The sequence below is a fragment of the Saccharothrix sp. HUAS TT1 genome, from assembly GCF_040744945.1.
In the GTDB taxonomy this organism is placed as follows: Bacteria; Actinomycetota; Actinomycetes; order Mycobacteriales; family Pseudonocardiaceae; genus Actinosynnema.
In genome coordinates this window covers 3775424-3800996 of sequence record NZ_CP160453.1, presented here as the reverse complement: position 1 = coordinate 3800996, position 25573 = coordinate 3775424, and the positions used below count along the sequence as shown (strand labels likewise).

The following is a 25573-nucleotide window of genomic DNA, read 5'->3' as shown; positions in this document are numbered from 1 at the left end:
GCCGGTCGCTACCCTTCGGACGTGACGGCGGGCGGAATGGTGATGGCGGACCGGGGCGGGATCGCCGAGGCGGCGCCCCTCGACGCCGCGGAGACGCGGCAGCTCGACGTCATCCGCCGCTGGGGCACCGTCGGCGCGCTGCTGCTGGCCGTCGGCTCGCTCGGCTCGGGCGCCGCGCCGGTGTTCAGCCCGCTGCCCGGCACGCCGCTGCTCGGCCTGTTCGTCCGGATGCCCAGCGCGTCCATGGGCGCGGTGTGGACCGGCATGTTCCTGGTGGTGTCGGCGTGGCTCTGGCTCGGCCGGTTCGCCCGGCCGGGGCGGCCCCGGCTGATGTCGCGCAGCCAGCTCGACCGCACGCTGCTGATGTGGATCACGCCGCTGGTGTTCGTGCTGCCCATGTTCAGCCGGGACGTCTACAGCTACCTGGCGCAGTCGCAGATCGCGGCCAACGGGCAGGACCCGTACGAGCTGGGCCCGGCGACGGCGCTGGGCGTGGAGCACGACCTGACCAAGAACGTGCCGAACATCTGGCGCGAGACGCCCGCGCCGTACGGGCCGCTGTTCCTGGCCGCCGGGCGGGTCATCTCGATGGTGACCGGCGACAGCGTGCTGCCCGGCATCTTCCTGCACCGGCTGCTGGGGCTGCTGGGGCTGGCGATGATCGTGTGGGCGCTGCCCCGGCTGGCGCGGCGGTTCGGCGTGCCGCCGGTCGCCGCGCTGTGGCTGGGCGCGGCGAACCCGCTGGTGCTGTTCCACCTGGTCGTCGGCGTGCACAACGAGGGCCTGGCGATCGGCCTGATGCTGGTCGGGCTGGAGCTGGCGCTGCGGAAGATGCCGCTCCGGGCGGGCGCCCGGATGACCCGCGAAGAGCTGCTGTGGATCGTCCTCGGCGCGACCATGATCACCATGGGCGCGGCGGTGAAGATCCCGGCCGCGCTGGCGCTCGGCTTCCTCGGCGTGCTGATCGCGCGGCGGTGGGGCGGCCGGTTCTCCGACCTGGTGCGGGCGGCGCTGTTGTTGCTGGTCATCTCCGGTGTGGTGATGGTCGGGACGTGCGTCGGGACCGGTCTCGGGTTCGGCTGGGTGGAGACGCTGAACGTCGCCGGCACGGTGAAGAGCTGGATGTCGCCGCCGACCGCGATGGGGTTCATGGGCGGCGGGCTCGGGCTGCTGCTCGGGCTGGGCAACCACACCGAGTCGATGATCGCGCTGATGCGGGTGGTGACGCAGGCGGTGTCGGTGGTGATCGTGGCGACGCTGCTGTGGAAGGCGTTCCGGGGCCGGATCAAGGCGGTCAACGGGCTGGGCGCGGGGCTGGGCGCGGTGCTCGTGCTGGGACCGGTGCTCCAGCCGTGGTACGTGCTGTGGGCGGCGTTGCCGCTGGCCACGGGCGTGCTGGCGCGCCGGTTCCGGGTGTTCGCGACCACCGCCAGCGCGGTCATCGCGGTCATCCTGCCGCCGACCGGCTCCGCCTTCGACGGCCGCGCCTACACCGTGCCGCAGGCCGTCACGGGCGCCCTGATCGCGTTCGCCGTGTGCCTGTTCGTGGCCCGCAAGCAGGTCATGCCGCTGATCAGGCGCGACCCGCTGCCCGGCTCGGCCTGATCCCCCAGGTTCACCCGACCGGGGAGTAACCCGGAACACCCCCCGCGCGAGAGAAGGGGTGCGGGAGGATCGGCGCGTCCGGGGAGGGAGTGCGCAATGGCCGACGTGCCCAGGGAGCAGATCCGGTTCGCCGTCGTGCTGAACGGGGGTGTGAGCCTCGCCGTGTGGATGGGCGGGGTGGTGCTCGAACTCGACCGGTTGACCAGGGGCGACGGCCCGTACGCCGACCTGCTGGACATGGTCGGCAGCACGGCCCGCGCGGACGTCATCACCGGCACGTCGGCGGGCGGCATCAACGGCGCGGCGCTGGCGTTGTCGCAGGTCAACGCCAACGCCCGGCTGGAGCGGCTGCGCGACCTGTGGGCCGAGCAGGGTCGGATGGAGCAGCTGCTGCGCACGCCGTTCCGCGGCCAGCCGGTGTCGCTGCTGCGCGGCGACGAGTTCTTCCTGCCCCGGCTCCGGGAGGCGCTGGAGCGCCTGACCACCGACTTCGAGCCCACCTCGCGCGACGACCGGCCGGTCGACCTGCGCATCACCACCACGCTGCTCGCGGGCGTGCCCACCGTCACCCACGACGACCTGGGCCAGGCGCTGGTGCAGTCGACCCACCAGGGCAGCTTCTCGTTCCGCCGCGACCCCGGCGGCCGGGACGACTTCACCGCCGACGCGCTGCCCGGTCTGGTCGGCCGGATGGCGCTGGCCGCCCGCTCGTCCGCCTCCTTCCCGTTCGCGTTCGAGCCCTCGTTCATCCCCGTCGCGCCCGGCGCGCCCGACGGCGACAAGCCGAACATGGCGGGCGTCGCGTCCTGGGCCAACGACACCGACAACCGGTCCCGCTACGCCGTGGACGGCGGCGTCCTGGTCAACACGCCGACCAAGGAGGCGCTGGAGGCCATCGACCGGATGCCCGCCGAGGGGCCGGTGCGGCGGGTGATGCTGCTGGTGTTCCCGCACGCGCCCGAGGCGGTCGTGGAGCCGGTGGCGCCGGTGGACGGCGCGCTGCCCAGCACCGTCGCCACCGGCGGCAAGCTGCTCGGCGCGCTGACCAGCCAGAGCGGCCGCACCTACGTCGACCGCATCGAGGAGCACAACCGCAACGCCGCCTCCCGCCGCGGCGGGCGCAACGCCCTGCTGGACCGGCTGGCGTCGGGCGGCTCGGTCACCGCGAAGCTGTACTCGCTGGCCGAGACGCTGCACGACCACTACGAGGACGTGCGCATCCGGCACGCCGCCCGCGACATCAGCGCCCGCCAGTTCGAGGTGCCCGGCGCGAACGCCGCCGGCTGGTCGTTCGAACGGGTCCGGGCCGCGGCCGAGGCGGCCCAGCGGGAGTACCGCGCCGAGCGGGGCAGGCTGCCGTACGTGCCGACGAGGCCGCAGCCGGCCGCGTTGCCCGAGCACGGCTGGCCGTGGGGCATCACGACCGCCGAACGGCTCACGTCCGCCGCGATGGACCTGCTCAAGCGCCTGGTCTGGGTGATGCCGGACGCGCAGCGGCTCGCCCTGGCCAGGACGAACCTGTTCGACGTGCGGTCGCGGCTGCGCGCCGCCCGCCGCGAGCTGGACGCGCACTGGACCACCGAGGTCGCCGAGGAGCTGGACCAGGCGTACTGGGAGCGGCGGGTCCGCCGGTTCGGCGTGAAGATGCTGGACGAGCCGGACGGCGTCGGGCAGCGGGTGCGCGAGCAGGTCGAGCGGATCGCGGGCGTCCTCGGCGACGCGCACGACATCCTCGACCAGCTGGACGACGACCAGCTGCGGGTCGGCGAGCTGAAGTCGTGGCACCGGCTGCTGACCGAGCCGCGCACCGAGGCGGAGGCCGGGGCCGGGCTGGTGGCCGGTGAGCTGTGGCTGTCGCGGGTGCTGGCGCTGGAGGTCGCGACCACGTGCCTGGCCGACGACAGCCGCGGCGGCCTCGACCAGGCCGTCGAGCTGGTGCAGATCAGCCTGCAGACGCGCAACGCGTTCGCCGAGTACAGCGTCACCGCCGAGGACAAGGCGGGCGGCGCGTCGCTGAACCGGTTCTCCGGGTTCCTCAAGCGCTCCTGGCGGGTCAACGACTGGATCTGGGGGCGGCTCGACGGCGCGACGATGCTGTGCAAGGTGGTGTTCGACCCGAAGCGGCTGCTGCGGGTCGACCGGCTGACCGGCGCGGGCGGCGACCCCGCCGAGCGGGCCGCGCGGCAGGTGGACGAGCTGGTGCGGGGGCTGTTCGGCGACGGGTTGCCGGACGAGCTGGCGCCGTGCGTCGAGCGGGCGAAGGCCGAGCTGGGCGCGGTGTACGCCGACCCGGACGGCAACCACCCGCCGACGTGCGCGGCGCTGGCGGAGGTGGCCGCGTGGGGCCTGCACACCCGGATCATCTGCGAGGAGCTGCCCGCGTTGCGCGCGGCGATCCTGGCCGACCGGCACGAGGGCGCGGACCGGCGGTCGCGCGGCGAGCTGTTCCTGGAGGAGCAGGCCGCGCTGCTGGCCCGGCTGCCGGTGCGCACCGACGCCGACCGGGTCGAGGTGGGCGTGCGCGGGCTGGCGGCGTTCGACCGGGCGGGCATCGGGCGCGAACCGCTGGTGCAGGAGGCGAGCAGCGACCAGGTGATCCGGACGGCGGCGACGGCCGCGGCGGTGGCGATCACCGTGGCCGACAGCGACAACTCCGGGTTGGGCACGGCGAAACCGCTGACCAGGACGTTGCGCGGGGCGGCGCTGCTGCCGTACTGGACGATCACCGGGCTGACCAGGGGCGGTCGGCTGGCGCAGTTCCTGGGGCTGCTGGGGTTCGCGCTGGGCGGGGCGCTGCTGGTGCTGGCGCTGTTCGACCTGCTGCCGCCGTGGGCGGTCGGCCCGGCGGCGGCGTTCGGCGGGGGGACGCTGCTGGCGGCGTTCGGCTACGCGGCGCTGCGGTCCGGGACGCTGCTGCACGGGCTGGTGCTGCTGTCGCCGGTGATCCCGCTGGTGACGGTGGCGATCGACCGGACCAGGGACGCGATGGCGTCCGGCGAGACCGGCGACCAGGCGGTGACCGGCATGGTGGCGGTCGGCGGCGTGCTGCTGGTCGTGGTGGGGCTGCTGATCATCGGCAGCCTGCCCGCGCCGGTGGGCACGCCGCTGGCCGTGCTGGGCAAGCTCCGGCTCAAGCCGCGGCTGCTGGTGCGGGTGCTGGTGGCGGCGGCGGTCGTGGCCGGGGTGTGGGCCGTGGTGCGGTGGCGGCTGTACGACCTGAGCCCGGCGCTGGTGGTCGTCGGCACGGTGGTGGCGATCGTGTTCGGCGCGGTGACGTCGTACGCGTTGGGCAGCTCGCTGCGGCGGTGGCGGCAGGTGGACGGCGCGTGGGACACCGAGGCCGCCGAACCGCCCGCCGCCGCGACCGCCGGGTGGGCGGCGGTGTACGGGGCCGTGCTGCTGGTCGTGGCGGCGCTGGTGCAGGTGTTCTCGCTGCGGTTCACCGGGTGGGAGGCGGTGCTGGGCACGGCGCTGGCGTTCGGCCTGGTGCTGCTGCTGGTGACGACGTGGTGGGTGCCGCTGCGGGCCCGTCGGACCATCGCCACGTCGCTGGTGGAGCAGATGTCCATCGTGGACTTCGACTCGGACGACGTGGCCGGCGCGCTGCTGAAGCGGCTGGAGGGCCACGGCATGCTGTTCAAGTTCCTCACCGAGCTGGACGACACCGGCACGCCCCACCTCAGCGCGACCGGCCTGCGCGTCGCCCACCGCATCGCCCACCGCTCCACCACCGGCGCCGACCTCGACTAACCCGCGAGAGTCCAACGCCCAAGCGTCGAGAGTCCAACGCTCAGGACCGGTGAATTCAACGCTCAGGACACTGCTGCCGGTGTCTGAGCGTTGAATTCAGGGCTTCTGAGCGTTGGACTCTCGCAGCGTGGGCGTTGGACTCTCGCGGGGTTAGGCGGCGAGGGCGGGGGTGGGGGGCGGGGTGGTGGGGAGAGGGGTGGGGAGGGGGAGGGGGTGGCCGGTGGCGTGGGCGTAGAGGGATTCGAAGGTGGCCAGGGTGGTGTCGATGGCGTGGGCGGCGATCAGGTCGCTGCTGGCGGCGCCCATGCGGGCGGTGACGGCGGGGTCCGAGGTGACGGAGTGCAGGCGGTCGGCCAGGCCGCGGACGTCGCCCGGGGTGAACAGCCAGCCGTTGCGGCCCGGCTCGCACAGGTGCGGCAGCGCCATGGCGTCCGCGACGACGACCGGCTTGCCGGCGGCCATCGCCTCCATCGTGGCCAGGCTCTGCAGCTCGGCGATGCCCGGCATGCAGAACACGTCGGCGCCGGCGTAGGCGTCCAGCAGCTCGGACTCGCTGACGAAGCCGCGGAACCGCACCCGGTCGGCGATGCCCAGGTCCCGCGCCAGCAGCTCCCACTCCGCCCGGCACGACCCGTCGCCGACGACCTCGGCGCGCAGGCGCGGCACGAGGGCCAGGGCCCGCAGCAGCTCGTCGACCCGCTTCTCCTCGTCCAACCGCCCCACGAACAGCACGGTCGGCCCGTCACCCCGCCGCACGGGACGGCGCAGCCGGTACCGGTCGATGTCGATCCCGCACGACACCGGCACCGCGCGGCCTGGGAAACCGTTGTCGTGCAACAGCTGCACGGCCCGCGGCGTCGGCGCGGTCACCACGTCGGCCGCCCCGAAGACCCGACCCAGGTCGCGCCACGCCCACCGCGACGCCACGCCCTGCAGCCACGCGGGCACCCGGGCGTGGCCGAACAGGTTCTCCGGCATGAAGTGGTTGGTCGCCACCGTCGGGATGCCCAGCGCCGCCGCCTGCCGCAGCACGTACCGCCCGACCACGAAGTGCGCCTGCACGTGCGCCAGGTCCGGCCGCAACGCCGCCAGCAGCGCCCCGACGTCCGAGCGCACCTCCCACGGCAGCCCGATCCGGAACGTGCGGTGGAACGGCGTGCGGTGCGAGCGCAGCCGGTGCACGGTGATGCCGTCGGCCCGCTCGGTGCGGGCCGCGCCGTCCGGTGACGCGCAGATCACGTGCACGTCGTGGCCGCGGCCGGCCAGTCCGGTGGCGAGGCGGTGGGCGAACCTGGCCGCGCCGTTGACGTCCGGCGGGAACGTCTCCGCGGCGATCACGATCCGCATGGCGCGTCCGTTGGTCACTGTCGTCTCCGATCTGGTGGTCACTGCGAGAGGAGTTCGGGTGCGGGCCAGCGCGACGACGCCGCCGACGGCGACCGCGGCGCACGCCACCTCGGCGGCGGCCACGAGCGGGCTGGTCCGGGTCGCCTCGCCGAGCAGCCCCGCGCCGATGCCGACGGCGACGAGCGGGTCCACCACGGTGAGGCAGGCGACCGCCAGGTGCGGCGGTCCACTGGCGTAGGCGTGCTGGGTGAACCAGCCGCCGACGACGAGGGCGGCGACGATGCCCGCCGCCGAGAACGCGGTCGTCCACGCCAGGCCGCCCTGCTGGACGTCCTGCGACACCGACCGCATGAGCACGGACACGAAGCCGTAGGCGACACCGCCCGCCGCGCCGAACCCGAGGGCGCGCACCGCCGGCCGCACCGACAGCACGCCGACCAGGCCGGGGACCGCGACCAGGCCGAGCGCCAGCAGCGCGGCCCGGACCTCGGCCTCCGGCGCGACCGCCGTGGACGTGGCGCTGCCCGCCGCGAGGAGCACGAACGCGCCGACCCCGAACGTGGTCAGCGCGACCGCGGGCAACTCGCGCCGGCGGCCGTCGAGCACCGCGGTGATGCCGATCGCCACCACCCCGACCGGCTGCACGACGCTCAACGGCGCCATCCCCAGCGCCGCCGCGTGCACGCCGGCGCCGACGACGAGCAGCACCAGGCCCAGCAGCCACCGCGGCCTGCGCAGCAGCTCCAGGACCCGCAACGGCCCCTCGCTCGCCCGCACGGCGTCGTGCTGCAGGCGCGCGGCGAAGGCGAAGAACACCGCGCCGAGGACGGCGAGGAGGACGGCGAGCCACGTCATGACCCCACCCCGCGGCGCGGCACGGCGGCGGCCAGCGCGAACAGCAGGCCGTACAGCAAAGCGAACAAAACGCGTTCGAAAAGCCCGAGGACGACCGAGCCACTGCCCGGGTATAACACCGCCACGTGACTCACCATGAATCCCAGCGAAGTAATACCCGCGGCCACCGAAAAGCGGCGGAGAGCGGTACTCGGGATGAACGTCCGGGAAATCAGCCACCCGGCCAGCGGGAGGCTGGTGAACATCACCGCCCCCGCGTACCGGTGCACCGCGCCGGAGAACGACGTCGGCGTGCCGGCCGGGTCGGTGGGGAACACCGCGGCCACCGCCAGGCCCGCCGCCCACAGCCCCAGCAACACCGACACCGGCCCCTGCCTGGGCAAACCCGATCGGATCAGGGCGACGAGCAGGCCGATCGACGCCGCCGCCAGGGACAGCGCGGTGAACGCCAGCAGCCCGCTGCCGTTGGCCACGAAGATGTAGTCGCTGACCGTGTGCGCGATCGGGCTCAGCTCACCGATCGACGACACGTGCAGGTAGGCGACCGGGAACAGCGACAGGGCCAAACCCGCCACCGCGCCGGGAACCAGCCCGCCGGCCACCGCCGGCAACACCGCCGCCCGTCTTTTCCCCCGGATCTCCACCACGGGGAAAATCCTGGTCCAAATCGAAGACCGAAGATATCGGGAACACCCCCGAGACGACCCTGAAGCCACCCGGAGAACCCTGGTAGGGCTGACCCCACCACCGGGTTGGCCGGGCCACGCCCTAGGCTTCCGCGACGTGAGCCCGCATCCCCAGCACCCTGCCGTGGAGGTGTCGGGGCTGGTCAAGCGCTACGGCTCCACCGTCGCGGTGAACGGACTCGACCTGACCCTGGACACCGGCACGGTCCTCGCCCTCCTCGGCCCCAACGGCGCGGGGAAGACGACGACGGTCGAGGTGTGCGAGGGGTTCCGGGCCGCCGACGGCGGCGAGGTCCGCGTCCTCGGCCTCGACCCCCGGCGCGACGGCGCGAAGCTGCGCCCCCGGATCGGCGTGATGCCGCAGGGCGGCGGCGGCTACCCCGGCGTGCGGGCCGACGAGATGCTGCGCCTGGTGGCCGCCTGCGCCGCCAACCCCCTCGACCCCGGCTGGCTGCTCGACGTGCTCGGGCTGTCGTCGTCGGTGCGCACCCCCTACAAGCGGTTGTCCGGCGGGCAGCAGCAACGCCTGTCGCTGGCCTGCGCCCTCGTCGGGCGGCCCGAGCTGGTGTTCCTGGACGAGCCGACCGCCGGCATGGACCCGCAGGCCCGCCGCCTGGTGTGGGAGCTGGTGTCGGCGCTGCGCTCGGACGGCGTCACCGTGCTGCTGACCACCCACCTGATGGACGAGGCCGAAGCCCTCGCCGACCACGTCGTCATCGTCGACGCCGGCCGCGTGGTGGCCGAGGGCAGCCCCGCCGAGCTCACCGAGCACCACGCCGACGACCGGCAGCTGCGCTTCCGCGCCCGTCCCGGGCTGGAGCTGACGCTGCTGCGCGCCGCCCTGCCCGAGGGCCTCCAGGTGCGCGAGGCCGGCCGCGGCGCCTACCTCGTCCAGGGCCACATCGACCCGCAGGTGCTGTCCACCGTCACGTCGTGGTGCGCCCAGCAGGGCGTGCTGGCCGAGGAGCTGACCGTGGCCAGGCGCAGCCTGGAGGACGTGTTCCTGGAGCTGACCGGCAGGGAGCTGCGCTCGTGACCGAACCCCAGCCGTTCGCACCCGGCACGTTCACCCCCGCGCCCGGCCGCGGCGGGCTCGGCCGGATGCTGCTCGCGCAGGCCCGCACCGAGGCCGTGCTCACCCTGCGCAACGGCGAGCAGGTCCTGCTCACCGTGCTCATCCCGGTGGCGCTGCTGGTCGCGATGAGCCTCATGGACGTCATCCCGGTGCCGGAACCCCGGGTCGGCTCGGCCACCGCCCGCATCCTCGCGCTGGCCGTGATCTCCTCCGCGTTCACCGGGCAGGCGATCGCGCTCGGCTTCGACCGCCGCTACGGCGTGCTCAAGCGCCTCGCCGCGACTGCGCTCCCCCGCTGGCTGCTGGTCGCCGGCCGGGTCGCGGCGGCCCTGGCCGTGGTCGCCGTGCAGGTCGTCATCATCGGCGTCACCGCGCTGCTGCTCGGCTGGCGGCTGCCGTCCGCGACCGGCGCGCTGTGGGCGGTCCTGCTGATCGTGCTCGGCACCCTGACGTTCGGCGCGCTCGGCGTCCTGCTCGGCGGCGCGCTGCGGGCCGAGATCGTGCTCGCGCTGGCCAACATCGTCTGGTTCGCGCTGCTGCTGATCGGCGGCGTCGCCCTCGGCGTCGACACCCTGCCCGCCTGGCTGGCCACCGTCGTGGACGCGCTGCCGTCGGCCGCGCTGGCCCTCTCGCTGCACGACGCCGTGGTCGAGGGCGCCGCGCCGGACCCCGGCCACGTCGCCGTGCTGGTGGTCTGGGGCGTGGCCGCGGGCGCGCTCGCCACCCGGACGACGAAGCTCGGCTGACACCCCGCGCGGCGGTTCTCAGCCGGCGGTACCTACCATCGGGTGGTGTCCGTTCCATCCTGGTTCACCACGTTCCTGAGCGCGTTCCAGCGCGCGTTCGCCATCGCCGTCGTGATCGCCCAAGGCGGCATCGCGGTCACCGGGTCGATCGTGCGGGTGACCGGATCGGGCCTCGGCTGCCCCACCTGGCCCCAGTGCTTCGAGGGCAGCATGGTGCCGGTCGAGCACCCCGAGGTGGCGTCGCTGCACCAGTGGGTCGAGTTCGGCAACCGCACCCTGACCGGCGTGGTCGGCGTCATCGCCGGCCTGTGCGTGCTGGCGGCCTGGTTCAACCGGCCGCGCCGCAAGCGGGTCGTGGTGCTGGCGCTGGTGCAGTTCGGCGGCGTCGTGCTGCAGGCCGTGATCGGCGGGTTCACCGTGCTCACCGGCCTGCTGTGGTGGACGGTCAGCGTGCACTTCCTGGTGTCCATGCTGCTGGTCTGGTTCGCCGTGCTGCTGGTCGCCGCCCTCGGCGAGGGCGACGAGCCCGCCCGGCCGCGGGTGCCGAGGGCGCTGCTGTCGCTGCAGGTGGTGCAGGCGGTCACGCTGGGGCTGCTGCTGCTCGCGGGCACGTTCGTCACCGCCGCCGGGCCGCACGCGGGCGACGCGGCCACCCCGCGCCTCGACGCGCCGGTCGACACCCTGGCGCAGCTGCACGCCGACCTGCTGTTCCTGTTCCTCGGCATGCTCGTCGCGCTGGGCTTCGCGCTGCGCGGCCACCCCGTGCCCCGCCGGCCGTACTACGCGCTGGTCGGCGTCGTACTGGCGCAGGGCGCGCTGGGCGTGGTCCAGTACTGGACCGGGGTGCCCGAGGTGCTGGTCTCGCTGCACGTGCTGGGCGCGGGCGCGGTGGTCGTCGCCACCGCCGCCCTGTGGGTGTCCACCCGGGAACGGCCTCAGCGCGAGGACGAGGGCCTGCGCTCCCAGACCGCGGGCAGCTCCGTCGCCAGCCACGTGTAGAGGTCGTCCACGGTCCGCAGCCGCACGGCGCGCTCCGGGTCGCCGCTCATCAGCCGCATCCCGGCCTCGGTCAGCTCGCGCACGCTCACCAGCGCGTCCAGCTTGCGCTGGATCAGGTCGACCCACCGCTTCTCGTTGATCCGGTACTGCGCCGCCTGCCTGCCGCGCCGCGTCCGCTTGGTCACCAGCCCGGCGTTGACCAGGAACTTCAGGTTGGTGCTGATCGAGCCGCTGCTGGCCTCCAGCTCCTGGGACAGCTCGGCGGCGGTCCGCTCGGTCGGCTGGCACACCAGCAGGTAGCCCAGGATGCGCCCGCCGATCAGCGGGATGCCCTCCTCGGCGAAGTGCGCCGCGAACCGCTCGATCCACGCCGACAGCCGCGTTTCCCGTCCGACGCTCATCAGACCCCCTAGGCCACTGCGTCGACACTTCGGTCAACACTGAAGCCATAGTAAGCCTTGTGTCGATCATCACGCAAAGGGCGCGCGGTGATCAGAGCCGGCGCAGGCCCGCCAGGACGCGTTCCATCAGGCCGAGGTCGGGCTGCTCGCCCTCGCTGGACACCGTCTTGTGCACGTCGATCAGCCCGCGCTCGGCCATGTCGCCCAGCAGCACCTTGGCGACGCCGAGCGGCAGCCGCAGCAGCGCGGCGACCTCGGCCACCGAGCGCGGCCGGCCGACCAGCGCGATCACCTCGTGGTACTCGGCCTTCATCGCGCCCGGGTAGTCCCAGTCCACCGCCGAGACCAGCGTCTCGATCTCCAGCTGGTACGCCGACGTGGTCCGGCCGCCGGTCCACGAGTAGGCGCGGACGATCGAGGCCGCCTCCTCGCGCGGGTAGGAGAAGTCGTCCTCGTCGTCGTCGAACACCGGGCGGTGCGGCTTGGTGTCCCCGCTCTCGACCGGTCGCTGCTCCGGCTCCGGCTTCCCCTGCTTGCGACGGCGGGAGGAGTCGAGGCTGAACCCGTTCAGCAGCGCGGCGAACGTCTCGTCCCCGGCTGGCCCCTCGTTCCGGTCCATGACCACCTCACGCAGACGGGCGGGCCATCATCCGCTTCGCGCCGTGGAGCTGGGCGCGCAGCTCGGGGGTCAGGAGCTGGCCGACCTGGTCCACGACCACCGTCATCTCGTAGGCGACCTGGCCGACGTCGGCGTCCGGCGCGGCCAGCACGGCCAGGCAGGACCCGTCCCGGATGGACATCAGCAGCATGATCCCGTACTGCATCTCGATCACCGAGCGCAACACGCCGCCGCCGTCGAAGCAGCGGGCCGCCGACTCGGTCAGGCTCGCCACCCCGGCCGCGATCGCGGCCAGCTGGTCGGCCCGGTCGTCGGGCAGCCCGTTCGACGCGGTCAGCAGCAGGCCGTCCACCGAGATCACCACCGCGTGGGCCACGCCGGGCACGCGGTCGACGAAGTTGCCCACGAGCCAGCCGAACTGGTCGACCTGTCGCGACTTCTGCGTGCTCATCCGCTCTCCTGCCCAGCTCGGTCTTCACCGGATCCACGCACACCATGCCTGATGCCGGTCTGGTAGCTGGCGAGGAAGCCGCGTGTCGCCTGCGGATCCCTTCGGACGGGTGCCACCGCGTCGGGCGCACTCGGCCGTTCGGCCACCAGGTTGGTCCGCGGCTGCCGCTTGGGCAACGCCGCCGGGACGTCCCCCGGCTCGCCCTGCCCCGGCGCGTCCTGCTCCGGCCGGTCGTTCACGGGCCCCTGCCCGCGCGCGTGGTCGTCCGCGGCCCGGTGCCGCGCCGGTTCCGCCGGTCCGGCCGGCGCCGCCGCGCCGCCGAACCAGGTCGAGGCCGCCCGTGGCGGCGGTGACGCCGGGGTGGCGGGCGGTGTGGTGGGCCGTGGTGCGGCGGCGTCGACGGTGCGACCGCTGAACGGCTCCCACCCGTCCTCCCGCAGCGGCACGGCGGGCGGCGACGCGGGCTGCTGCGGCAGGGCGGCGCGCGGCAGCGCCGGCTGCGGGCCGGTCGAACCGTTCGAACGAGGCAGCGCGGGCTGCGGACCCGTCGACGGCGAGCCGTTCGAGCGCGGCGGGGCGGGCTGCGGCACGGTCGGGCGCGGCACCGTCGGCTGGGGGCCCGTCGACCTCGGCAGCGCGGGCTGCGGGCCGGTGCCCGGCGATCCCGGGCCGGAGGACTGCGCGGGCGCCGGGCGGCCCGTCAGCGGACCGGTCGCGCGCACCAGTTCGGCGGGCAGCGCCACGACCGCGCGCAACCCGTCGCCCTGCTCGCGCAGCGCCACGTCGACGCCGTGCCGCCCGGCCAGCCTGCCGACCACGTACAGGCCGAGCTGGCGGGACACCGGCAGCTCGCCGGAGTCCTCCGACGCGGCCAGCGCGATCCGCCGGTTGGCCTGCGCCAGGTCCTCCTCCGACATGCCGACGCCCTGGTCGACCACGTCGACCAGCACACCGCCGCCGGGTCGCGGCCGGCCGCCGACGACCACGTGGGTGCGCGGCGGCGAGAACGTGGTCGCGTTGTCCAGCAGCTCGGCCACCAGCCGGACCAGGTCGCCCGCGGCGTAGCCGACGACCTCGACCGACGGCGTGGTCTGCACGACGACCCGCTGGTACTGCTCGATCTCGGACGCGGCGGCGCGCAGCACGTCGCCCAGCGGCACCGGGCGGGTGAAGCGGCGGGCCACGTCGCTGCCGGAGAGCACCATCAGGTTCTCGTTGTTGCGGCGCATCCGGGTGGCGAGGTTGTCCAGCTTGAACAGGTTCGCCAGCTGCTCGGGGTTCTCCTCCTGCCGCTCCAGCTCCTCCATCAGCTTGAGCTGCCGCTCCACCAGGCCCTGGCTGCGGCGGGACAGGTTGATGAACGCGTTGCGCATGCCGGTGCGCAGGTCGGCCTGCTCGGCCGCGGAGCTGACCGCCTGCCGGTGCACCGCGTCGAACGCGCGCGCCAGCTGGCCCAGCTCCTCCCTGGTGTCCACGGGCACCGGCGCGACCGTGACGTCGTGCGCGGCGTTCTCCCGCAGCTGCGCCACCAGGGTCGGCAGGCGGTGCTCGGCGACGTCCAGCGCGGCGGTGCGCAGCGCGCGCAGGGAGCGCAGCAGGTAGCTGCCGACGACGAAGCCGACCGCGGCGGCGGCGAACATCGACGCCAGCAGGATCACCGACGCCGCGCCCGCCCGGTCGCTGGTCACGTCCTGGAGCCGGCCGGCGGCGGCCGTCAGCTGTCCCTCCAAGGACCGCAGGACGACGCCGTACTGCTTGAGCGCGCTCTCCGAGCCGCTGTTCCACGCCTCGGCGTCGACCAGCCGCTCCACCGCGCCGGGGTTGGCGCGGATCTGCTGGAACAGGCTGTTGCGGAGGTCGACCTCCTGGCCCGAGACGGTGCTGCGGAAGTCGGCCTGCTGCTGCGGCGTGGCGACGGCGGAGAAGTCGGCCAGCTTGTCCTGCTGGCGGGTGTAGGACTGCTCCAGCGCGGTGACCTCGGTGTCCAGCAGCCGGCCGCGGCTGATGCCCGCGAGCACGGCGGCGTGCTGCCAGGACAGCTGCTCGCCGGCCATGGCGAGGTTGTGCAGCGCGGTCGCGGTGCCGGACAGCGCCGGGTCGCCGAAGTCGCCGACCATGGCCTGGTCGAAGTCGAGCAGGGCGCGCAGCACGACGCTGTAGCCGCCGATGGCGCCCTCCAGGTCGACGCTGCCCGACACCACGCGCTCGCGCAGCTGCGGCAGGCCGTCGAGCTGGACCACGACGTCGCGGAACCGGGCGTTGGCGACCTCGCCGAGGGTCGTGGTGCGCTCCATCAGGTTCCGCACGCCGGCGGCGGCGTTGTCGGTGGTGCGGGTCAGGTCCCGGAAGTCGTCGGAGTCGGCGCCGGAGCCCTCGGACCGCTGCGCCGACAGCGCGCGTTCGGCCTGGACGCCCGCGACCAGCGGGTCGATGCCCGCGCGCAGCGTCACGATGCGCTGCATCGCGGCGTAGGTGTCGGCGCTCTTGACGTACCCGCGGATCTGCACCAGGCCCGCGCCGACGGCGACGAGCACGGGCACCGCCAGGACGGCGGCGAGCTTGACCGGCAGGCGCCAGTTCCGCCAGTCCGCCACGCTGCGCCACCACTGCGCGCGCGCGTTGTTGTCGCCAGTCACCAGACAAGCCCCGGGAAGTCCGTAGTTGTTTCGGTCAACGACGCCGACGCTGGATGACGACGAACGTGGGTGTTGCTGGGCGGATAGTAGGTGGTGGACAGGCGTGGGACAACGACCTTGCGGTCGGTCCTCATCCGATCGGCGCAGCGTGACGGACCGAAGTGACGCATGTGCCAATCAAGACGTGCGCTGGGTGTCGACCGGGTCCTGGAGGTGCTCCCGATGGCCGCGTGGCGTTGACTGACGGCCCAGCGCGGTTACGCTGAGCGCTCGCCGCCGGCCGCGCTTCCGCGTGCGCGGCGAGGCGAATCCCCGTGGAGGACTGATGACGAAGGCGATCCTGCCTCCGACTGATCCGAGGTCGGCCCGCGGCGGACGCGGCTTCGCCACCTTCGACGACCCGTCGCCCCGGCTGGTCGACGAGACGGGCGCGCCGGACTTCGCGGCGTTGCAGGACAGCGCCGACTTCCGCGAGCTGCGCAGGCGGATCGCGGTGTTCGTGCTGCCCGCCTCGTGCGGCTTCCTGCTGTGGTACCTGGGCTACGTGGCGCTGTCGGCGTACGCGCCGGACTTCATGGGCACGCCGGTTTACGGCGTGGTCAACATCGGCCTGCTGGTCGGGCTGCTCCAGTTCGCCACGACGATCGCGCTGACCCTGGGCTACTCCCGCTACGCGCGGCGCAGGCTCGACCCGCAGGTCGCCGCGGTCCGCGCGCTCACCGCGGAGGACCAGGGCTGATGGGCGGCAACACCGCGATCAACCTCGGCGTCTTCGGCGTCTTCGTGTTGATCACCCTCTACATCGTGTACCGGGCGGGCAGCCGCAACGCCACCGCGTCCGACTACTACGCCGCCGGCAGCAGCTTCACCGGGCCGCAGAACGGGATCGCGCTGTCCGGCGACTTCCTGTCCGCCGCGTCGTTCCTCGGCATCTCCGGCAGCATCGCGGTCAACGGCTACGACGGGTTCCTGTACTCCATCGGCTGGGTGGTGTCCTGGCTGCTCGGCCTGATGATCATCTCCGAGCGGTTGCGCAACACCGGCCGGTTCACCCTGGGCGACGTGCTGGCGTTCCGGATGCGGCAGCGCCCGGTGCGCGCCGCGGCGGCCAACGTCACCCTGGTCATCTCGCTGTTCTACATGATCGCGCAGATGGCGGGCGCGGGCGCGTTGATGGCGCTGCTGCTGGACGTGCACAGCAAGGCCGGCCAGGCGGTCGTCATCGCGGTGGTCGGCATCGTCATGGTGCTGTACGTGCTGATGGGCGGGATGAAGGGCACCACCTGGGTGCAGATCATCAAGGCCGTCCTGCTGATCGTGTGCGTGACCCTGATGACGGTGTTCCTGCTCGGCAAGTTCGGCTTCAGCCTGTCGGCGATCCTGGAGACGGCGTCGCGCAACACGCCGCTCGGGCCGGAGGTGCTGCAGCCGGGCGTGCGCTACGGCGGCACCCCGACCAGCCGGCTGGACTTCATCTCGCTGGCGCTGGCCCTGGTGCTCGGCACCGCGTCGCTGCCGCACGTGCTGATGCGGTTCTACACCGTGCCGAACGCCCGCGAGGCGCGCCGCTCGGTGGTGTGGGCGACGTGGATGATGGCCACGTTCTACCTGTGCACGCTGGTGATCGGGTTCGGCGCGCTGGCGCTGGTCGGCTCGAAGGCGATCACCGAGGCGCCCGGCGGCGAGAACTCCGCCGCGCCGCTGCTGGCCTACGAGATCGGCGGCGCGGTGCTGCTCGGCGTGGTGAGCGCGGTGGCGTTCGCGACGATCCTGGCGGTGGTGGCCGGTCTGACGCTGACGGCGTCGGCGTCGTTCGCGCACGACGTGTACGCGAACGTGATCAAGCGCGGCCGGGCCGACCCGCGGTCGGAGGTCCGGGTCGCCCGGCTGACGGCGGTGGTCGTCGGTCTGCTGGCCATCGTCGGCGGCATCGCGGCCAACGGGCAGAACGTGGCGTTCCTGGTGGCGCTGGCGTTCGCGCTGGCGGCGTCGGCGAACCTGTCGACGATCATCTACTCGATGTTCTGGAAGCGGTTCAACACGCAGGGCACGCTGTGGTCGATCTACGGCGGGCTCGGGTCGTGCATCGTGCTGATCGCCTTCTCCCCCGCCGTGTCCGGCACGAGGTCGTCCATCTTCCCGGACGTCGACTTCGCCTGGTTCCCGCTGGGCAACCCCGGCCTGGTCTCGATCCCGTTCTCGTTCCTGTGCGGGTACCTGGGGACGGTGCTGAGCAAGGAGCCCTCGGACCCGGCCAAGCAGGCCGAGATGGAGGTCCGGTCGCTGACCGGGATCGGCTCGGGGCTGAAGTAGCGCTGTGGCAACGCCGGACGCCGGGGCTCTCGCGCCCCGGCGTCCGGCGTTGTGGGGGGTCGTCAGCGGCGGGCGAGGGCGGCGCGCACCGCCGAGGCGAACCGGAGCGGCGCGGTGGCGTCGGTCTGTCGGAAGCCCAGCGACGGCTCGACCAGCTCCAGCTCCAGCAGCAGCGGCTCACCGGCCGGGCCCGGGATCAGGTCCACCCGCCCGTACAGCAGCTCGGCGCGGTCCAGGCCGGTCACCGCGGCGGCGGCGTCCAGGACGTCCTCGGCGACCCGGCGCTGCGCGGCCGACGGCGACGCGCCGGACAGCCGTTCCACGACGTAGAGGCCGGACTCGTCGTACCGCGCGTCGGGGGTGAGCATCGCGCCCTTGGTGAACGCGTGCGAGTACTGCCCGCCGAGGAACACCAGCGCGGTCTCGCCGACCGCGTCCACGTTCGCCTGGTACGGCTGCACGAGCGCGGGCACGTCCAGGGTGGCCAGGTGCGCGACCGCCGCGTCGTGGTCGCCGGCGGCGACGCGCAGCGCGCCGCGCGAACCGGAGCCGACCGTCGGCTTCACCACGAACTCGCCGTCCGGCCAGTCGGCGAAGCCGGGCGCGGCCACCGCCGTCGGCACCACCGGCACGCCGGCGCGCGCGAGGTCGACCAGGTACGTCTTGTCGGCGTTCCACCGGACCACCGGCGCCGGGTTCAGCAGCGCGGGCTCGGCGTCGCACCACCGCAGGAACTCCGGCAGCCGCTCCGGGTAGTCCCAAGTGGACCGCAGCACGACCAGGTCGGCCGACGTCGGGGCGCCCCACGTCGTCCACGACGCGTGCACGCCGACGTCGGCGAGGGCGTCGACCAGCGCGTCGTCGTCGCCGTCGCCGGCGGGCAGCGTCGCGCAGGTGGCGAAGGCGACCTTCACCGACCGGCCATCCTGCGGCGGTGCGCCGGCCCGATCTTCACCGCGGCCGTCGTCTCCCGGTCCCACTCGTGCCGCTCCAGGTCCGGGACCGCCTCGACCAGCGCCTCCGCCGACGCCACGTCCGGCAGCACCACGTCGCCCATGGCGCCGTCGTCACCGACCAGCACGACCCGCGCCCCGGCCCGCCCGACGGGCTCCACGACCGCGCGGGCCGGCTTGCCGTGCGCGGCCACGAACGCCGTCGCCGTCTTCACCGCGCGCCCGATCCTCTTGTCCTCTGCCACGTCGGCCAGAGTAGAACCTGCCGGTAACTTCCGCGCACGTGACCGCACTCACGAGGTCGGGTGGAGCGTCAACGGGCAAAGCCCTGCGGGGTCCGCGCCGCCGCCCGGTCCGCCCGACCACGGGGTAGCTTGCGGGCGTGACCGATACCCCAACCCTCACCCAGCTGGTCGAACAGTTCCTCACCTGGCACTTCGACCAGCGGCCGGGCAACGCCGCGATGCTCGGCTCGACGGCGCACGACCACACCCTCGGCGACTTCAGCGCGAGCGGGTTCAGCGAGTACGAGCGCGGCGCCGGGGTGTGGCTCGACCGGTTCACCGCGGTGCGGACCGACGACCTCCAGGAGTCGGTGGACCGGGACCTCGTGATCGCCGTGCTGCGCGGGGTGCGGGCGTCGGCCACGTGGCCCGCCTGGCGGCGCGACCCGTCGCTGTACACCGGCGCGGTGCTGTACCCGTTGTTCAGCGCGTTCCTCAACCGGCTGCGGCCGGAGCCGGAGCTGGTGGCGAGCGTCGTGCGGCGGCTGGCCGAGGTGCCCGAGCTGCTGGCCGCGTGCCGGGCGAACCTGCACCCGGACCTGGCCGCGCCGAGGATCGTCAAGCGGGCCGCCGACCAGGCCCGGACCGGTCGGGCGTTCCTCACCGCCACGCTGCCCGCCGAGGTGTCCGACCCGGCGCTGCGCGCGGAGCTGGCCGAGGCCGCCGAACCGGCCGCGCGGGCGTTCGACGAGCTGGCGGCGTTCCTGGACGAGTTCGCCGGGCGGGCCGCGGGCGACTGGCGGATGGGCGAGCGGCTGTACTCGACGCTGCTGCGCGAGCAGGAGGTGCTGGGCTACGGCGCGGCCGAGCTGCACGAGCGGGGCCGGGCGGCCTACGCCGAGCTGGACGCGGAGATGCGCGGGCTGGCCGGTTCGGACGACTGGCACGCGGTGATGGCGTCGTTCCAGGACGACCACCCGCCGACGCCGGAGGCGATGCGCGCCGAGTACGAGGCCGAGACGCGGCGGGCGCGGGAGTTCCTGGTGGAGCACGGCCTGGTGACGTTCGCCGACGGCGAGGAGTGCCGGGTGGTGCCGTCGCCGACGTTCCAGCGCCCGGTGCTGGCGGTGGCGTCCTACATGTCGCCGCCGCCGCTGACCGACCAGCGGACCGGCCACTTCTTCGTGCCGTTCCCGCCGGACGGGTTCACCGCCGAGCAGACCGCGCAGCGGCTGCGCACGAACTCGCGCGCCCAGCTGGCCACCATCGCGGTGCACGAGGCGTACCCCGGCCACCACTGGCACCTGTCGTGGCTGGCCGCGCAGGACCGCCCGGTGCGCAAGGTGTTCCGCACGCCGTACTTCGCCGAGGGCTGGGCGCTGTACGCGGAGAAGCTGCTGCGCGAGCACGGCTACTTCACCGCCGAGGTGGTGGGCGACCCGGCCAAGGCGCGGGCGCAGGAGCTGGCGCACGTCGAGGCGCGGTTGTTCCGGGCCGCGCGGATGATCGTGGACACCGCGCTGCACTGCGGCGACATGGACGTCGAGGAGGCCGAGGAGTTCATGACGACGAAGGCGTCGCTGACGCCCGGCACGGCGGTCGGCGAGGTCAGCCGGTACTGCGCGTGGCCGACGCAGGCCCCGTCGTACCTGACCGGCGCGCTGGAGATCGAGAGCATCCGGTCGGAGTTCACCGGGTCGCTGCGCGAGTTCCACGACACGATCGCGGGCGCGGGCGCGCTGCCGCTCGGGTTGGCGAGGAAGATCGCTCTCGGACGTTGAGACGACGTCGGTGCGCGGAACACCCCGGCCGTCGCCGCGGTTGGTGTGCTGACGAACGGACATCGCTACAGGAGGACGACACATGCCCAAGGCAGTGGTGGTGCGCACGCCCGGTGGACCGGACGCGCTGGAGTTCGCCGACGTCGACGCGAAGTCGCCGGGGGCGGGCGAGCTGCTGGTGGACGTGGCCGCGGCCGGGGTGAACTTCATCGACTGCTACCACCGCGAGGGCCGCTACCCGCTGCCCCTGCCGTTCGGGCCGGGGCTGGAGGGCGCGGGCCGGGTGAGCGCGGTCGGCCCGGACGTGACCGGGTTCGCGGTGGGCGACCGGGTGGCGTGGTCGGGGTCCCTCGGCAGCTACGCGGAGCAGGCCGTGGTGCCGGTGCGGGACGCGGTGCCGGTGCCGGACGGCGTGGACGACGACACGGCGGCCGCGTTGCTGCTCCAAGGACTCACCGCGCACTACCTGGTCACGTCGACGTACCCGGTGCAGGAGGGCGACGCGGTGCTCGTGCACGCCGCCGCGGGCGGTGTGGGGCTGCTGCTGGTGCAGCTGGCCAAGGCGCGCGGCGCGCGGGTGATCGGCACGGTGTCCACCGAGGCCAAGGAGGCGCTGGCCCGGGAGGCGGGCGCCGACGAGGTGGTCCGGTACGACCTGACCGACTTCGCGCCCGGGGTGCGCGAGCTGACCGACGGCGTCGGCGTCGCCGCGGTGTACGACGGCGTGGGCCGGACGACGTTCGACGGCAGCCTGGCCAGCCTGAAGCCGCGTGGCGTGCTGGCGCTGTTCGGCGCCGCCTCCGGCGCGGTGCCGCCGTTCGACCCGATGCGGCTCAACCAGGCGGGTTCGGTGTTCCTGACCCGGCCGTCGCTGGCGGCGCACGTGGCCACCCGGGAGGAGCTGGAGTGGCGGGCCGGCGAGCTGTTCGCGGCCGTCGCGGGCGGGTCGCTGGCCGTGCGGATCGGCGGGCGCTACCCGCTGGCCGACGCGCGGCGGGCGCACGAGGACCTGGAAGGCCGCCGCACCACCGGGAAGCAGCTGCTCGTCCCCTGAGCCGGGACGGTGGAGGGCGGCCCCGACCCGGGACCGCCCTCCGCCGCACGCGTCAGCGGCTCACTCCTGGACCGAGACCGCGTCCACCACGAAGATCAGCGTCTCGCCCGGCTGGATGCTGCCCCGGCCCTCCGGGTAACCCAGGTCGGACGGCACGACGAGCAGCCGGCGACCGCCCTCCTTCAGGCCGATCAGGCCCTCGTTCCAGCCCCTGATGACGCTCGCCTGGCCGATGTTCGCCAGCTCCAGCGGCTGGCCGCCGTCCCAGGACGCCTCCCGGGTCCGCTGGTCGCGGAACGTCGCCAGCACGTAGTGCAGCTGGGCCGTGGAGCCGGGCTTGATCTCCGGGCCGGCGCCCTCGGCGATGTCCTCGACGACCAGGCCGTCCTGCGGCGTGCAGCCGGTCGGGACGGTGATCGACGGCTTCTCCCCCGCCGCGCCGGTCACCTGGTACTGCGACACCTCGCAGGGCGGGCCGCTCGGCTCGGGCAGGTCGGCCTCGGTGGGCTGCTCCGGCTGCTCCGCCTCGGGCTGCGCGACGGTCGCGGACGGGGTGTTGGTGAGGGTGGACGGCCGGTCGCTCGCGGTGCACGCGGTCAACGCCAGACCGGCGGACAACAGGGACACGAGAGCCAGGGCCGTGCGGCCGACAGTACGCATGGTTGCCGAGCTTAGGGTTCCGGCCCGGACGGCGCGCCGCGGCCCCACCGGCAGGCCCAACGCCGGTCACGGTGCGCTGCTGTCGATCTACGAGTGAAACCGCAAATGTGCCACTAATTACCGCTACCGCCGCTGCGTACGCGCGCGTACAGTAACTGCGCGCACTTGATCGTACACCGAACGCATTCGGCCGATCGAGTGGCGACCAAGGAGGTGCATCGTGTCCGCGGAGCCGAAGGGCATCCGCAGCAACCTGTTACTAGAATTGTTCTGGACCCGGACAGGTCTGCTCCTGCTGACGCTCATCGTCACTTCCGGGGCCAGCCTGGCCATTTCCAGCACAATGGATCAAGGCGCGCTCCGCTCGTTCCTGACATCGGTCGGCACCGGCACCATGATCACGGCCGTGGTCGGGTTCGGGCAGACGTTGATCACGAGTTCGGCCGCGCACCGCGCGCTGGTCACCCCCGTGATCGAGGAGAGCCGCAAGGCGCTGCGCGACCTCACCGCCGAGTACCGGGCGCTCGACCGCGAGTTCTTCCCCAGCCACGTGTTCGAGCCGACCGCACGTCCGGACCCGGCGTTCAACCAGCTGATGATGCAGGACCTGGAACGCACCCGGCTGTACGTGTTCCGCGGCTTCGCGGGCCGGTACGCGGCCTGTCGACTGCTGCTGTCGCAGGCGGAGTGCGAGCTCAGGGCCGTGCTGGCCGACCCGCGGGACGGTCAGGCCATCAGCGGGCGGGCGCGCTACCTGTTGCGCAACGAAGGGGCCGACGGCGACTACGACTCGATCGTGACCACCCTGCGCGAGCAGATCTCCATCGGGCTGGTGGGCCTGTTCCTGGCCCGCGGCCGCTGCTCGCGGATCGACCTCACGATCGTGTCCGACCCGCCGCTGGACCGGCTGGAGCTGTTCGACGACAGCGTGTGGCTCACCCTCTACAGCAACACCAGCGCGGGCGTGCTGCGGCACTACCCGCGCACGGTGCGGTTCTCCGAGGGCTCGTTCATCTACGGGATGGAACGCGCCGAGTTCCTGCGCATCAGCAATTCCAAGGCAGGGCTCCACGTCGTCATCACGCCGGGCACCAGTCGGGCGGACTTCCTCGCCCTGTTCGAGAAGATCACCGGGACCGCGCTCACCGACGAGGGGTTCCGGGCCCTTGAGGAGAAGTTCCACCGATTCCGCAAAGAATTCTCCGCGTCCGCTCAGTTGGGGAGCTGATAAGCCGTGCTCACCGAGTTCACCGGGTTCTCCGCCCTCGCGGAGCTCGCCACGCTCATCGCCGTGGCCGACCCCCCTGTCGTCGACCACTGGGGACACGTCGAGAGGCGTTTCCAGGAGTGGGCGGGTCGACCCGGCCTGCGGGAGAGGCTGCGCGAGCACCTGCGCGCCCTCTCACCCCAGGACGAGATGCGAGTGGTGGCCAGGTCCCGTGAGACGACGACCCACTTCGCGTGGTGCCTGCGGGACGAGCCGGCCGAGCCGTTCACGTTCTGGCTGCACGAGTACAAGCCGCAGCGCGACTGGCGACCGGGCTACGCCGATTCCATCCACAACCACCGCTACCACTTCTGCACCATCATCCTGTCGGGCTCCTACCTGCACGAGCGCTTCGCCGTGGACGTGGCGGACGACGGCCGGGCGATCCTGTCCACCGCCCTGCTGCGCCGCGACGAGGCCCGCGAGGGCGCCTCGGGCACGATGCTCGCGCACCAGTTCCACCGCATCCCCGAGGCGGCGGACGACACCATGACGTTCCTGGTCAAGTCGCGCGCGGTCAGCCCGTGGAGCCTGAGCTACGACCCCGACACCCGGACCAGCCACCGGCACGTGCCGGTCGAGGCGAGGTTGGAGGACCTGACGAACAACCTGTAGCCACCGCACGGCTCGACCGCGCGCGCTTACCATCGGCCCACCCGGCACGGGAGGGTCCAATGAGCACTGTCATGGCGCACGCGATCTCCGAGGTCGAGCGCGAGGTGTGGCGGCTGTGCCGCGACCTCGCCGCGAAACTGCAGTTCCACGGCTGGCACCACGTCAGCTTCGTGCGGGACAAGGCGGTCCACTTCGCCCGGCGCAACGGTTCGGACGTGGCGCTGGTCGAGGTGGCCGCCCTGGTCCACGACGTGAACTACATGGTCCGGCGCAACTCGCTGCCGGTGGACGGCAGGCGGCTGCGGCTGGACATCCTGGCGCGCGCGGGCGTGCCGGACGACGTCGCGGCGCGGGTCGACGTGGTCGTCGAGGAGGCCGAGATGCGCACCCGCCACCGCGACATCTCGATCGAGGCGCAGGCGCTGTCCGATGCGGACACGCTGTTCAAGGCCCTGCCGGTGACGCCGGTGGTGCTCGCGCCCCGCTACCTGGAGGAGAACGGGATCACGCTCAAGGAGCTCGCCCACAAGATCGTCGGCGAGCAGGCGGGCAAGCACGACGAGGGCTACTACTTCTACGACCCGGAGGCGGCGGCCACCTACTCCCGGTGGGCCACGGCGAACCTGGAGCTGTGGCAGTGCATCGTGGAGTCGCTGGACGACCCCGAGGTCAACGAGCTGCTGTCGGCGGTGTCCTAGGGCTGCTTCTCCCAGACGACCAGGTCGAACTCGATCGCCTGGTACACCTCGGCCGAGACCACGACCACCCGGGCCCAGCGCCCCTCCGTGGTCTTCAGGCAGAAGGCCGCGCCCTGTTCCACGGCGCTCGCGTCGATCGAGCTGTTCAACGCCGTCGCGGAGACGCAGTCCTGGTAGGAGGGCGGCGACCCGGAGGTGGCGACCGGCGCGATCTGCTCCGCGAACAGGCTGGAGATGTAGTGGAGGTCGACCTTCGACGACGAGTCCCCGGTGACGCCGCCGCTCTCGCCCTTGGAGTCCAGGTCGATGTAGTAGCCGGACGTGAGGGTGACCCGACCCGAGCGGAACTCCGCCGGTCCCGCGCCCACCGGCGCGGCGGTGGTCGTCGTGGGCGCCGCCGCGACGTGGGTCGTGGTGGCGCCTCCGGTCGGGGCCGCCGGGTCGGAGGCGGGCGCGACGTCCGCGGTGGTGGTGGACGGGTTCCCGCCGGGCAGGGCGGTGCCCGGCGTCGGGCGCAGTTCGAGGCCGCCCAGCAGGCCCGCGGTGGCCGCGCCCACGATCGTGATGGCGGTGGGCAGCGCGAAGTGCCTGGCCAGGCGCTGCTGCGGGCGGCGGCCCCACCGGTAGAGCAACCACACGCCCACGAGCGTGACGACACCGGCCGCCACCAGGGACAACGGCACCAGGTCCTGGATGCCGCCGATGATCGACAGGAGCAGCGCGGCGACGCCGGCCATGCCCCCGAACACCTGCCAGCGATCCACTGTCGCCTTGTCGAAGGACCCCCGGTCGGGTGGTCTTCCATCCCCCTGAACGGACATGCCGACCAGGCTAGCTA

22 protein-coding genes are annotated in these 25573 nt (G+C 73.4%); 12 read left to right on the top strand and 10 right to left on the bottom strand.

Features of this window, described 5'->3' with window-relative positions:
* The first annotated feature begins 21 nt into the window (after positions 1–21).
* A complete protein-coding gene (gene mptB / locus AB0F89_RS18570; RefSeq protein WP_367137834.1) occupies positions 22–1605 on the top strand; it encodes a polyprenol phosphomannose-dependent alpha 1,6 mannosyltransferase MptB in 1584 nt (527 codons plus the stop codon).
* Positions 1606–1701: 96 nt separating this feature from the next.
* The gene (locus AB0F89_RS18565) at positions 1702–5355 is read left to right on the top strand and encodes a patatin-like protein (protein ID WP_367137832.1); all 3654 of its coding nucleotides are present in this window, start codon (positions 1702–1704) and stop codon (positions 5353–5355) included.
* Between the two features lie 150 nt (positions 5356–5505).
* Here the strand turns inward: AB0F89_RS18565 and AB0F89_RS18560 are convergent, their stop codons facing one another.
* A complete protein-coding gene (locus AB0F89_RS18560; RefSeq protein WP_367137830.1) occupies positions 5506–7557 on the bottom strand; it encodes a glycosyltransferase in 2052 nt (683 codons plus the stop codon).
* The gene (locus AB0F89_RS18555; protein WP_367137828.1) at positions 7554–8204 is read right to left on the bottom strand and encodes a DUF998 domain-containing protein; all 651 of its coding nucleotides are present in this window, start codon (positions 8202–8204) and stop codon (positions 7554–7556) included. Before AB0F89_RS18555 ends, AB0F89_RS18560 begins: the two co-directional genes overlap by 4 nt.
* 136 nt (positions 8205–8340) lie before the next feature.
* Here AB0F89_RS18555 and AB0F89_RS18550 point away from each other — a divergent pair, with 136 nt between their 5' ends.
* The 3 genes from AB0F89_RS18550 (at position 8341) to AB0F89_RS18540 (ending at position 11063) form a co-directional block, all read left to right on the top strand.
* Positions 8341–9279 carry an ABC transporter ATP-binding protein gene (locus AB0F89_RS18550; protein WP_367137826.1) on the top strand — a complete coding sequence of 313 codons (939 nt, stop codon included), beginning with the start codon at positions 8341–8343 and terminating at the stop codon, positions 9277–9279.
* Between the two features lie 65 nt (positions 9280–9344).
* Positions 9345–10064, top strand: coding sequence for an ABC transporter permease (locus tag AB0F89_RS18545; protein ID WP_367138920.1), 720 nt, complete (start codon positions 9345–9347; stop codon positions 10062–10064).
* Between the two features lie 45 nt (positions 10065–10109).
* Positions 10110–11063, top strand: a complete 954-nt coding sequence (locus AB0F89_RS18540) for a heme A synthase (protein ID WP_367137824.1) — start codon at positions 10110–10112, stop codon at positions 11061–11063.
* Here the strand turns inward: AB0F89_RS18540 and AB0F89_RS18535 are convergent.
* The 4 genes from AB0F89_RS18535 to AB0F89_RS18520 all read right to left on the bottom strand — a co-directional run bounded on the left by AB0F89_RS18535 (position 11000) and on the right by AB0F89_RS18520 (position 15170).
* Positions 11000–11464: a GbsR/MarR family transcriptional regulator gene (locus AB0F89_RS18535; RefSeq protein WP_230569132.1), complete on the bottom strand. Its 465-nt coding sequence runs from the start codon at positions 11462–11464 to the stop codon at positions 11000–11002. The genes AB0F89_RS18540 and AB0F89_RS18535 overlap by 64 nt on opposite strands.
* 91 nt (positions 11465–11555) lie before the next feature.
* Positions 11556–12083, bottom strand: coding sequence for a DUF742 domain-containing protein (locus tag AB0F89_RS18530; protein ID WP_367137822.1), 528 nt, complete (start codon positions 12081–12083; stop codon positions 11556–11558).
* Between the two features lie 7 nt (positions 12084–12090).
* Positions 12091–12534, bottom strand: a complete 444-nt coding sequence (locus AB0F89_RS18525) for a roadblock/LC7 domain-containing protein (RefSeq protein WP_233815108.1) — start codon at positions 12532–12534, stop codon at positions 12091–12093.
* Positions 12531–15170 carry a nitrate- and nitrite sensing domain-containing protein gene (locus tag AB0F89_RS18520; protein ID WP_367137820.1) on the bottom strand — a complete coding sequence of 880 codons (2640 nt, stop codon included), beginning with the start codon at positions 15168–15170 and terminating at the stop codon, positions 12531–12533. The genes AB0F89_RS18525 and AB0F89_RS18520 overlap by 4 nt, the downstream gene beginning before the upstream one ends.
* Before the next feature lie 325 nt (positions 15171–15495).
* Here AB0F89_RS18520 and AB0F89_RS18515 point away from each other — a divergent pair, with 325 nt between their 5' ends.
* Positions 15496–15909 (top strand): DUF485 domain-containing protein, encoded by a 414-nt coding sequence (locus tag AB0F89_RS18515; protein ID WP_367137819.1) that lies wholly within the window; start codon positions 15496–15498, stop codon positions 15907–15909.
* Complete coding sequence (locus tag AB0F89_RS18510) at positions 15909–17483, top strand: cation acetate symporter (RefSeq protein WP_367137817.1); 1575 nt, start codon at positions 15909–15911, stop codon at positions 17481–17483. Before AB0F89_RS18515 ends, AB0F89_RS18510 begins: the two co-directional genes overlap by 1 nt.
* Before the next feature lie 62 nt (positions 17484–17545).
* Here AB0F89_RS18510 and AB0F89_RS18505 read toward each other — a convergent pair whose 3' ends face one another.
* Both AB0F89_RS18505 and AB0F89_RS18500 read right to left on the bottom strand, forming a co-directional pair.
* On the bottom strand, positions 17546–18397 hold the full coding sequence (locus AB0F89_RS18505; RefSeq protein ID WP_367137815.1) for a RimK family alpha-L-glutamate ligase: 852 nt from the start codon (positions 18395–18397) through the stop codon (positions 17546–17548).
* Positions 18394–18681 (bottom strand): hypothetical protein, encoded by a 288-nt coding sequence (locus AB0F89_RS18500; protein ID WP_367137813.1) that lies wholly within the window; start codon positions 18679–18681, stop codon positions 18394–18396. Before AB0F89_RS18500 ends, AB0F89_RS18505 begins: the two co-directional genes overlap by 4 nt.
* Before the next feature lie 137 nt (positions 18682–18818).
* Here AB0F89_RS18500 and AB0F89_RS18495 point away from each other — a divergent pair, with 137 nt between their 5' ends.
* Both AB0F89_RS18495 and AB0F89_RS18490 read left to right on the top strand, forming a co-directional pair.
* Positions 18819–20441, top strand: coding sequence for a DUF885 domain-containing protein (locus AB0F89_RS18495; protein WP_367137811.1), 1623 nt, complete (start codon positions 18819–18821; stop codon positions 20439–20441).
* Between the two features lie 82 nt (positions 20442–20523).
* Complete coding sequence (locus AB0F89_RS18490; RefSeq protein ID WP_367137809.1) at positions 20524–21495, top strand: quinone oxidoreductase; 972 nt, start codon at positions 20524–20526, stop codon at positions 21493–21495.
* Positions 21496–21555: 60 nt separating this feature from the next.
* Here AB0F89_RS18490 and AB0F89_RS18485 read toward each other — a convergent pair whose 3' ends face one another.
* Positions 21556–22155, bottom strand: coding sequence for an FKBP-type peptidyl-prolyl cis-trans isomerase (locus AB0F89_RS18485; protein WP_367137808.1), 600 nt, complete (start codon positions 22153–22155; stop codon positions 21556–21558).
* 220 nt (positions 22156–22375) lie between these two features.
* Here AB0F89_RS18485 and AB0F89_RS18480 point away from each other — a divergent pair, with 220 nt between their 5' ends.
* Genes AB0F89_RS18480 through AB0F89_RS18470 form a run of 3 tightly spaced genes read left to right on the top strand, consistent with a single transcriptional unit; the run spans position 22376 to position 24735 of the window.
* Positions 22376–23383 (top strand): hypothetical protein, encoded by a 1008-nt coding sequence (locus AB0F89_RS18480; protein WP_367137807.1) that lies wholly within the window; start codon positions 22376–22378, stop codon positions 23381–23383.
* A 6-nt stretch (positions 23384–23389) separates the two neighbouring features.
* On the top strand, positions 23390–24037 hold the full coding sequence (locus tag AB0F89_RS18475; protein WP_367137805.1) for a hypothetical protein: 648 nt from the start codon (positions 23390–23392) through the stop codon (positions 24035–24037).
* Positions 24038–24096: 59 nt separating this feature from the next.
* Positions 24097–24735: an HD family phosphohydrolase gene (locus AB0F89_RS18470; RefSeq protein ID WP_367137803.1), complete on the top strand. Its 639-nt coding sequence runs from the start codon at positions 24097–24099 to the stop codon at positions 24733–24735.
* Here AB0F89_RS18470 and AB0F89_RS18465 read toward each other — a convergent pair.
* Positions 24732–25556: a hypothetical protein gene (locus AB0F89_RS18465; RefSeq protein WP_367137801.1), complete on the bottom strand. Its 825-nt coding sequence runs from the start codon at positions 25554–25556 to the stop codon at positions 24732–24734. The two genes, AB0F89_RS18470 and AB0F89_RS18465, sit on opposite strands and share 4 nt — an antisense overlap.
* Positions 25557–25573: the final 17 nt, after the last annotated feature.

Bases quoted from the DNA above. Each gene is read 5' to 3' on its own strand.
- AB0F89_RS18490 (WP_367137809.1), top strand. From the start codon at position 20,524: ATGCCCAAGGCAGTGGTGGTGCGCACGCCCGGTGGACCGGACGCGCTG.
- AB0F89_RS18515 (WP_367137819.1), top strand. From the start codon at position 15,496: ATGACGAAGGCGATCCTGCCTCCGACTGATCCGAGGTCGGCCCGCGGC.
- AB0F89_RS18545 (WP_367138920.1), top strand. From the start codon at position 9,345: ATGCTGCTCGCGCAGGCCCGCACCGAGGCCGTGCTCACCCTGCGCAAC.
- AB0F89_RS18530 (WP_367137822.1), bottom strand. From the start codon at position 12,083: ATGGACCGGAACGAGGGGCCAGCCGGGGACGAGACGTTCGCCGCGCTG.
- AB0F89_RS18470 (WP_367137803.1), top strand. From the start codon at position 24,097: ATGAGCACTGTCATGGCGCACGCGATCTCCGAGGTCGAGCGCGAGGTG.
- AB0F89_RS18560 (WP_367137830.1), bottom strand. From the start codon at position 7,557: ATGACGTGGCTCGCCGTCCTCCTCGCCGTCCTCGGCGCGGTGTTCTTC.
- AB0F89_RS18485 (WP_367137808.1), bottom strand. From the start codon at position 22,155: ATGCGTACTGTCGGCCGCACGGCCCTGGCTCTCGTGTCCCTGTTGTCC.
- AB0F89_RS18525 (WP_233815108.1), bottom strand. From the start codon at position 12,534: ATGAGCACGCAGAAGTCGCGACAGGTCGACCAGTTCGGCTGGCTCGTG.
- AB0F89_RS18535 (WP_230569132.1), bottom strand. From the start codon at position 11,464: ATGAGCGTCGGACGGGAAACGCGGCTGTCGGCGTGGATCGAGCGGTTC.
- AB0F89_RS18565 (WP_367137832.1), top strand. From the start codon at position 1,702: ATGGCCGACGTGCCCAGGGAGCAGATCCGGTTCGCCGTCGTGCTGAAC.
- AB0F89_RS18465 (WP_367137801.1), bottom strand. From the start codon at position 25,556: ATGTCCGTTCAGGGGGATGGAAGACCACCCGACCGGGGGTCCTTCGAC.
- AB0F89_RS18510 (WP_367137817.1), top strand. From the start codon at position 15,909: ATGGGCGGCAACACCGCGATCAACCTCGGCGTCTTCGGCGTCTTCGTG.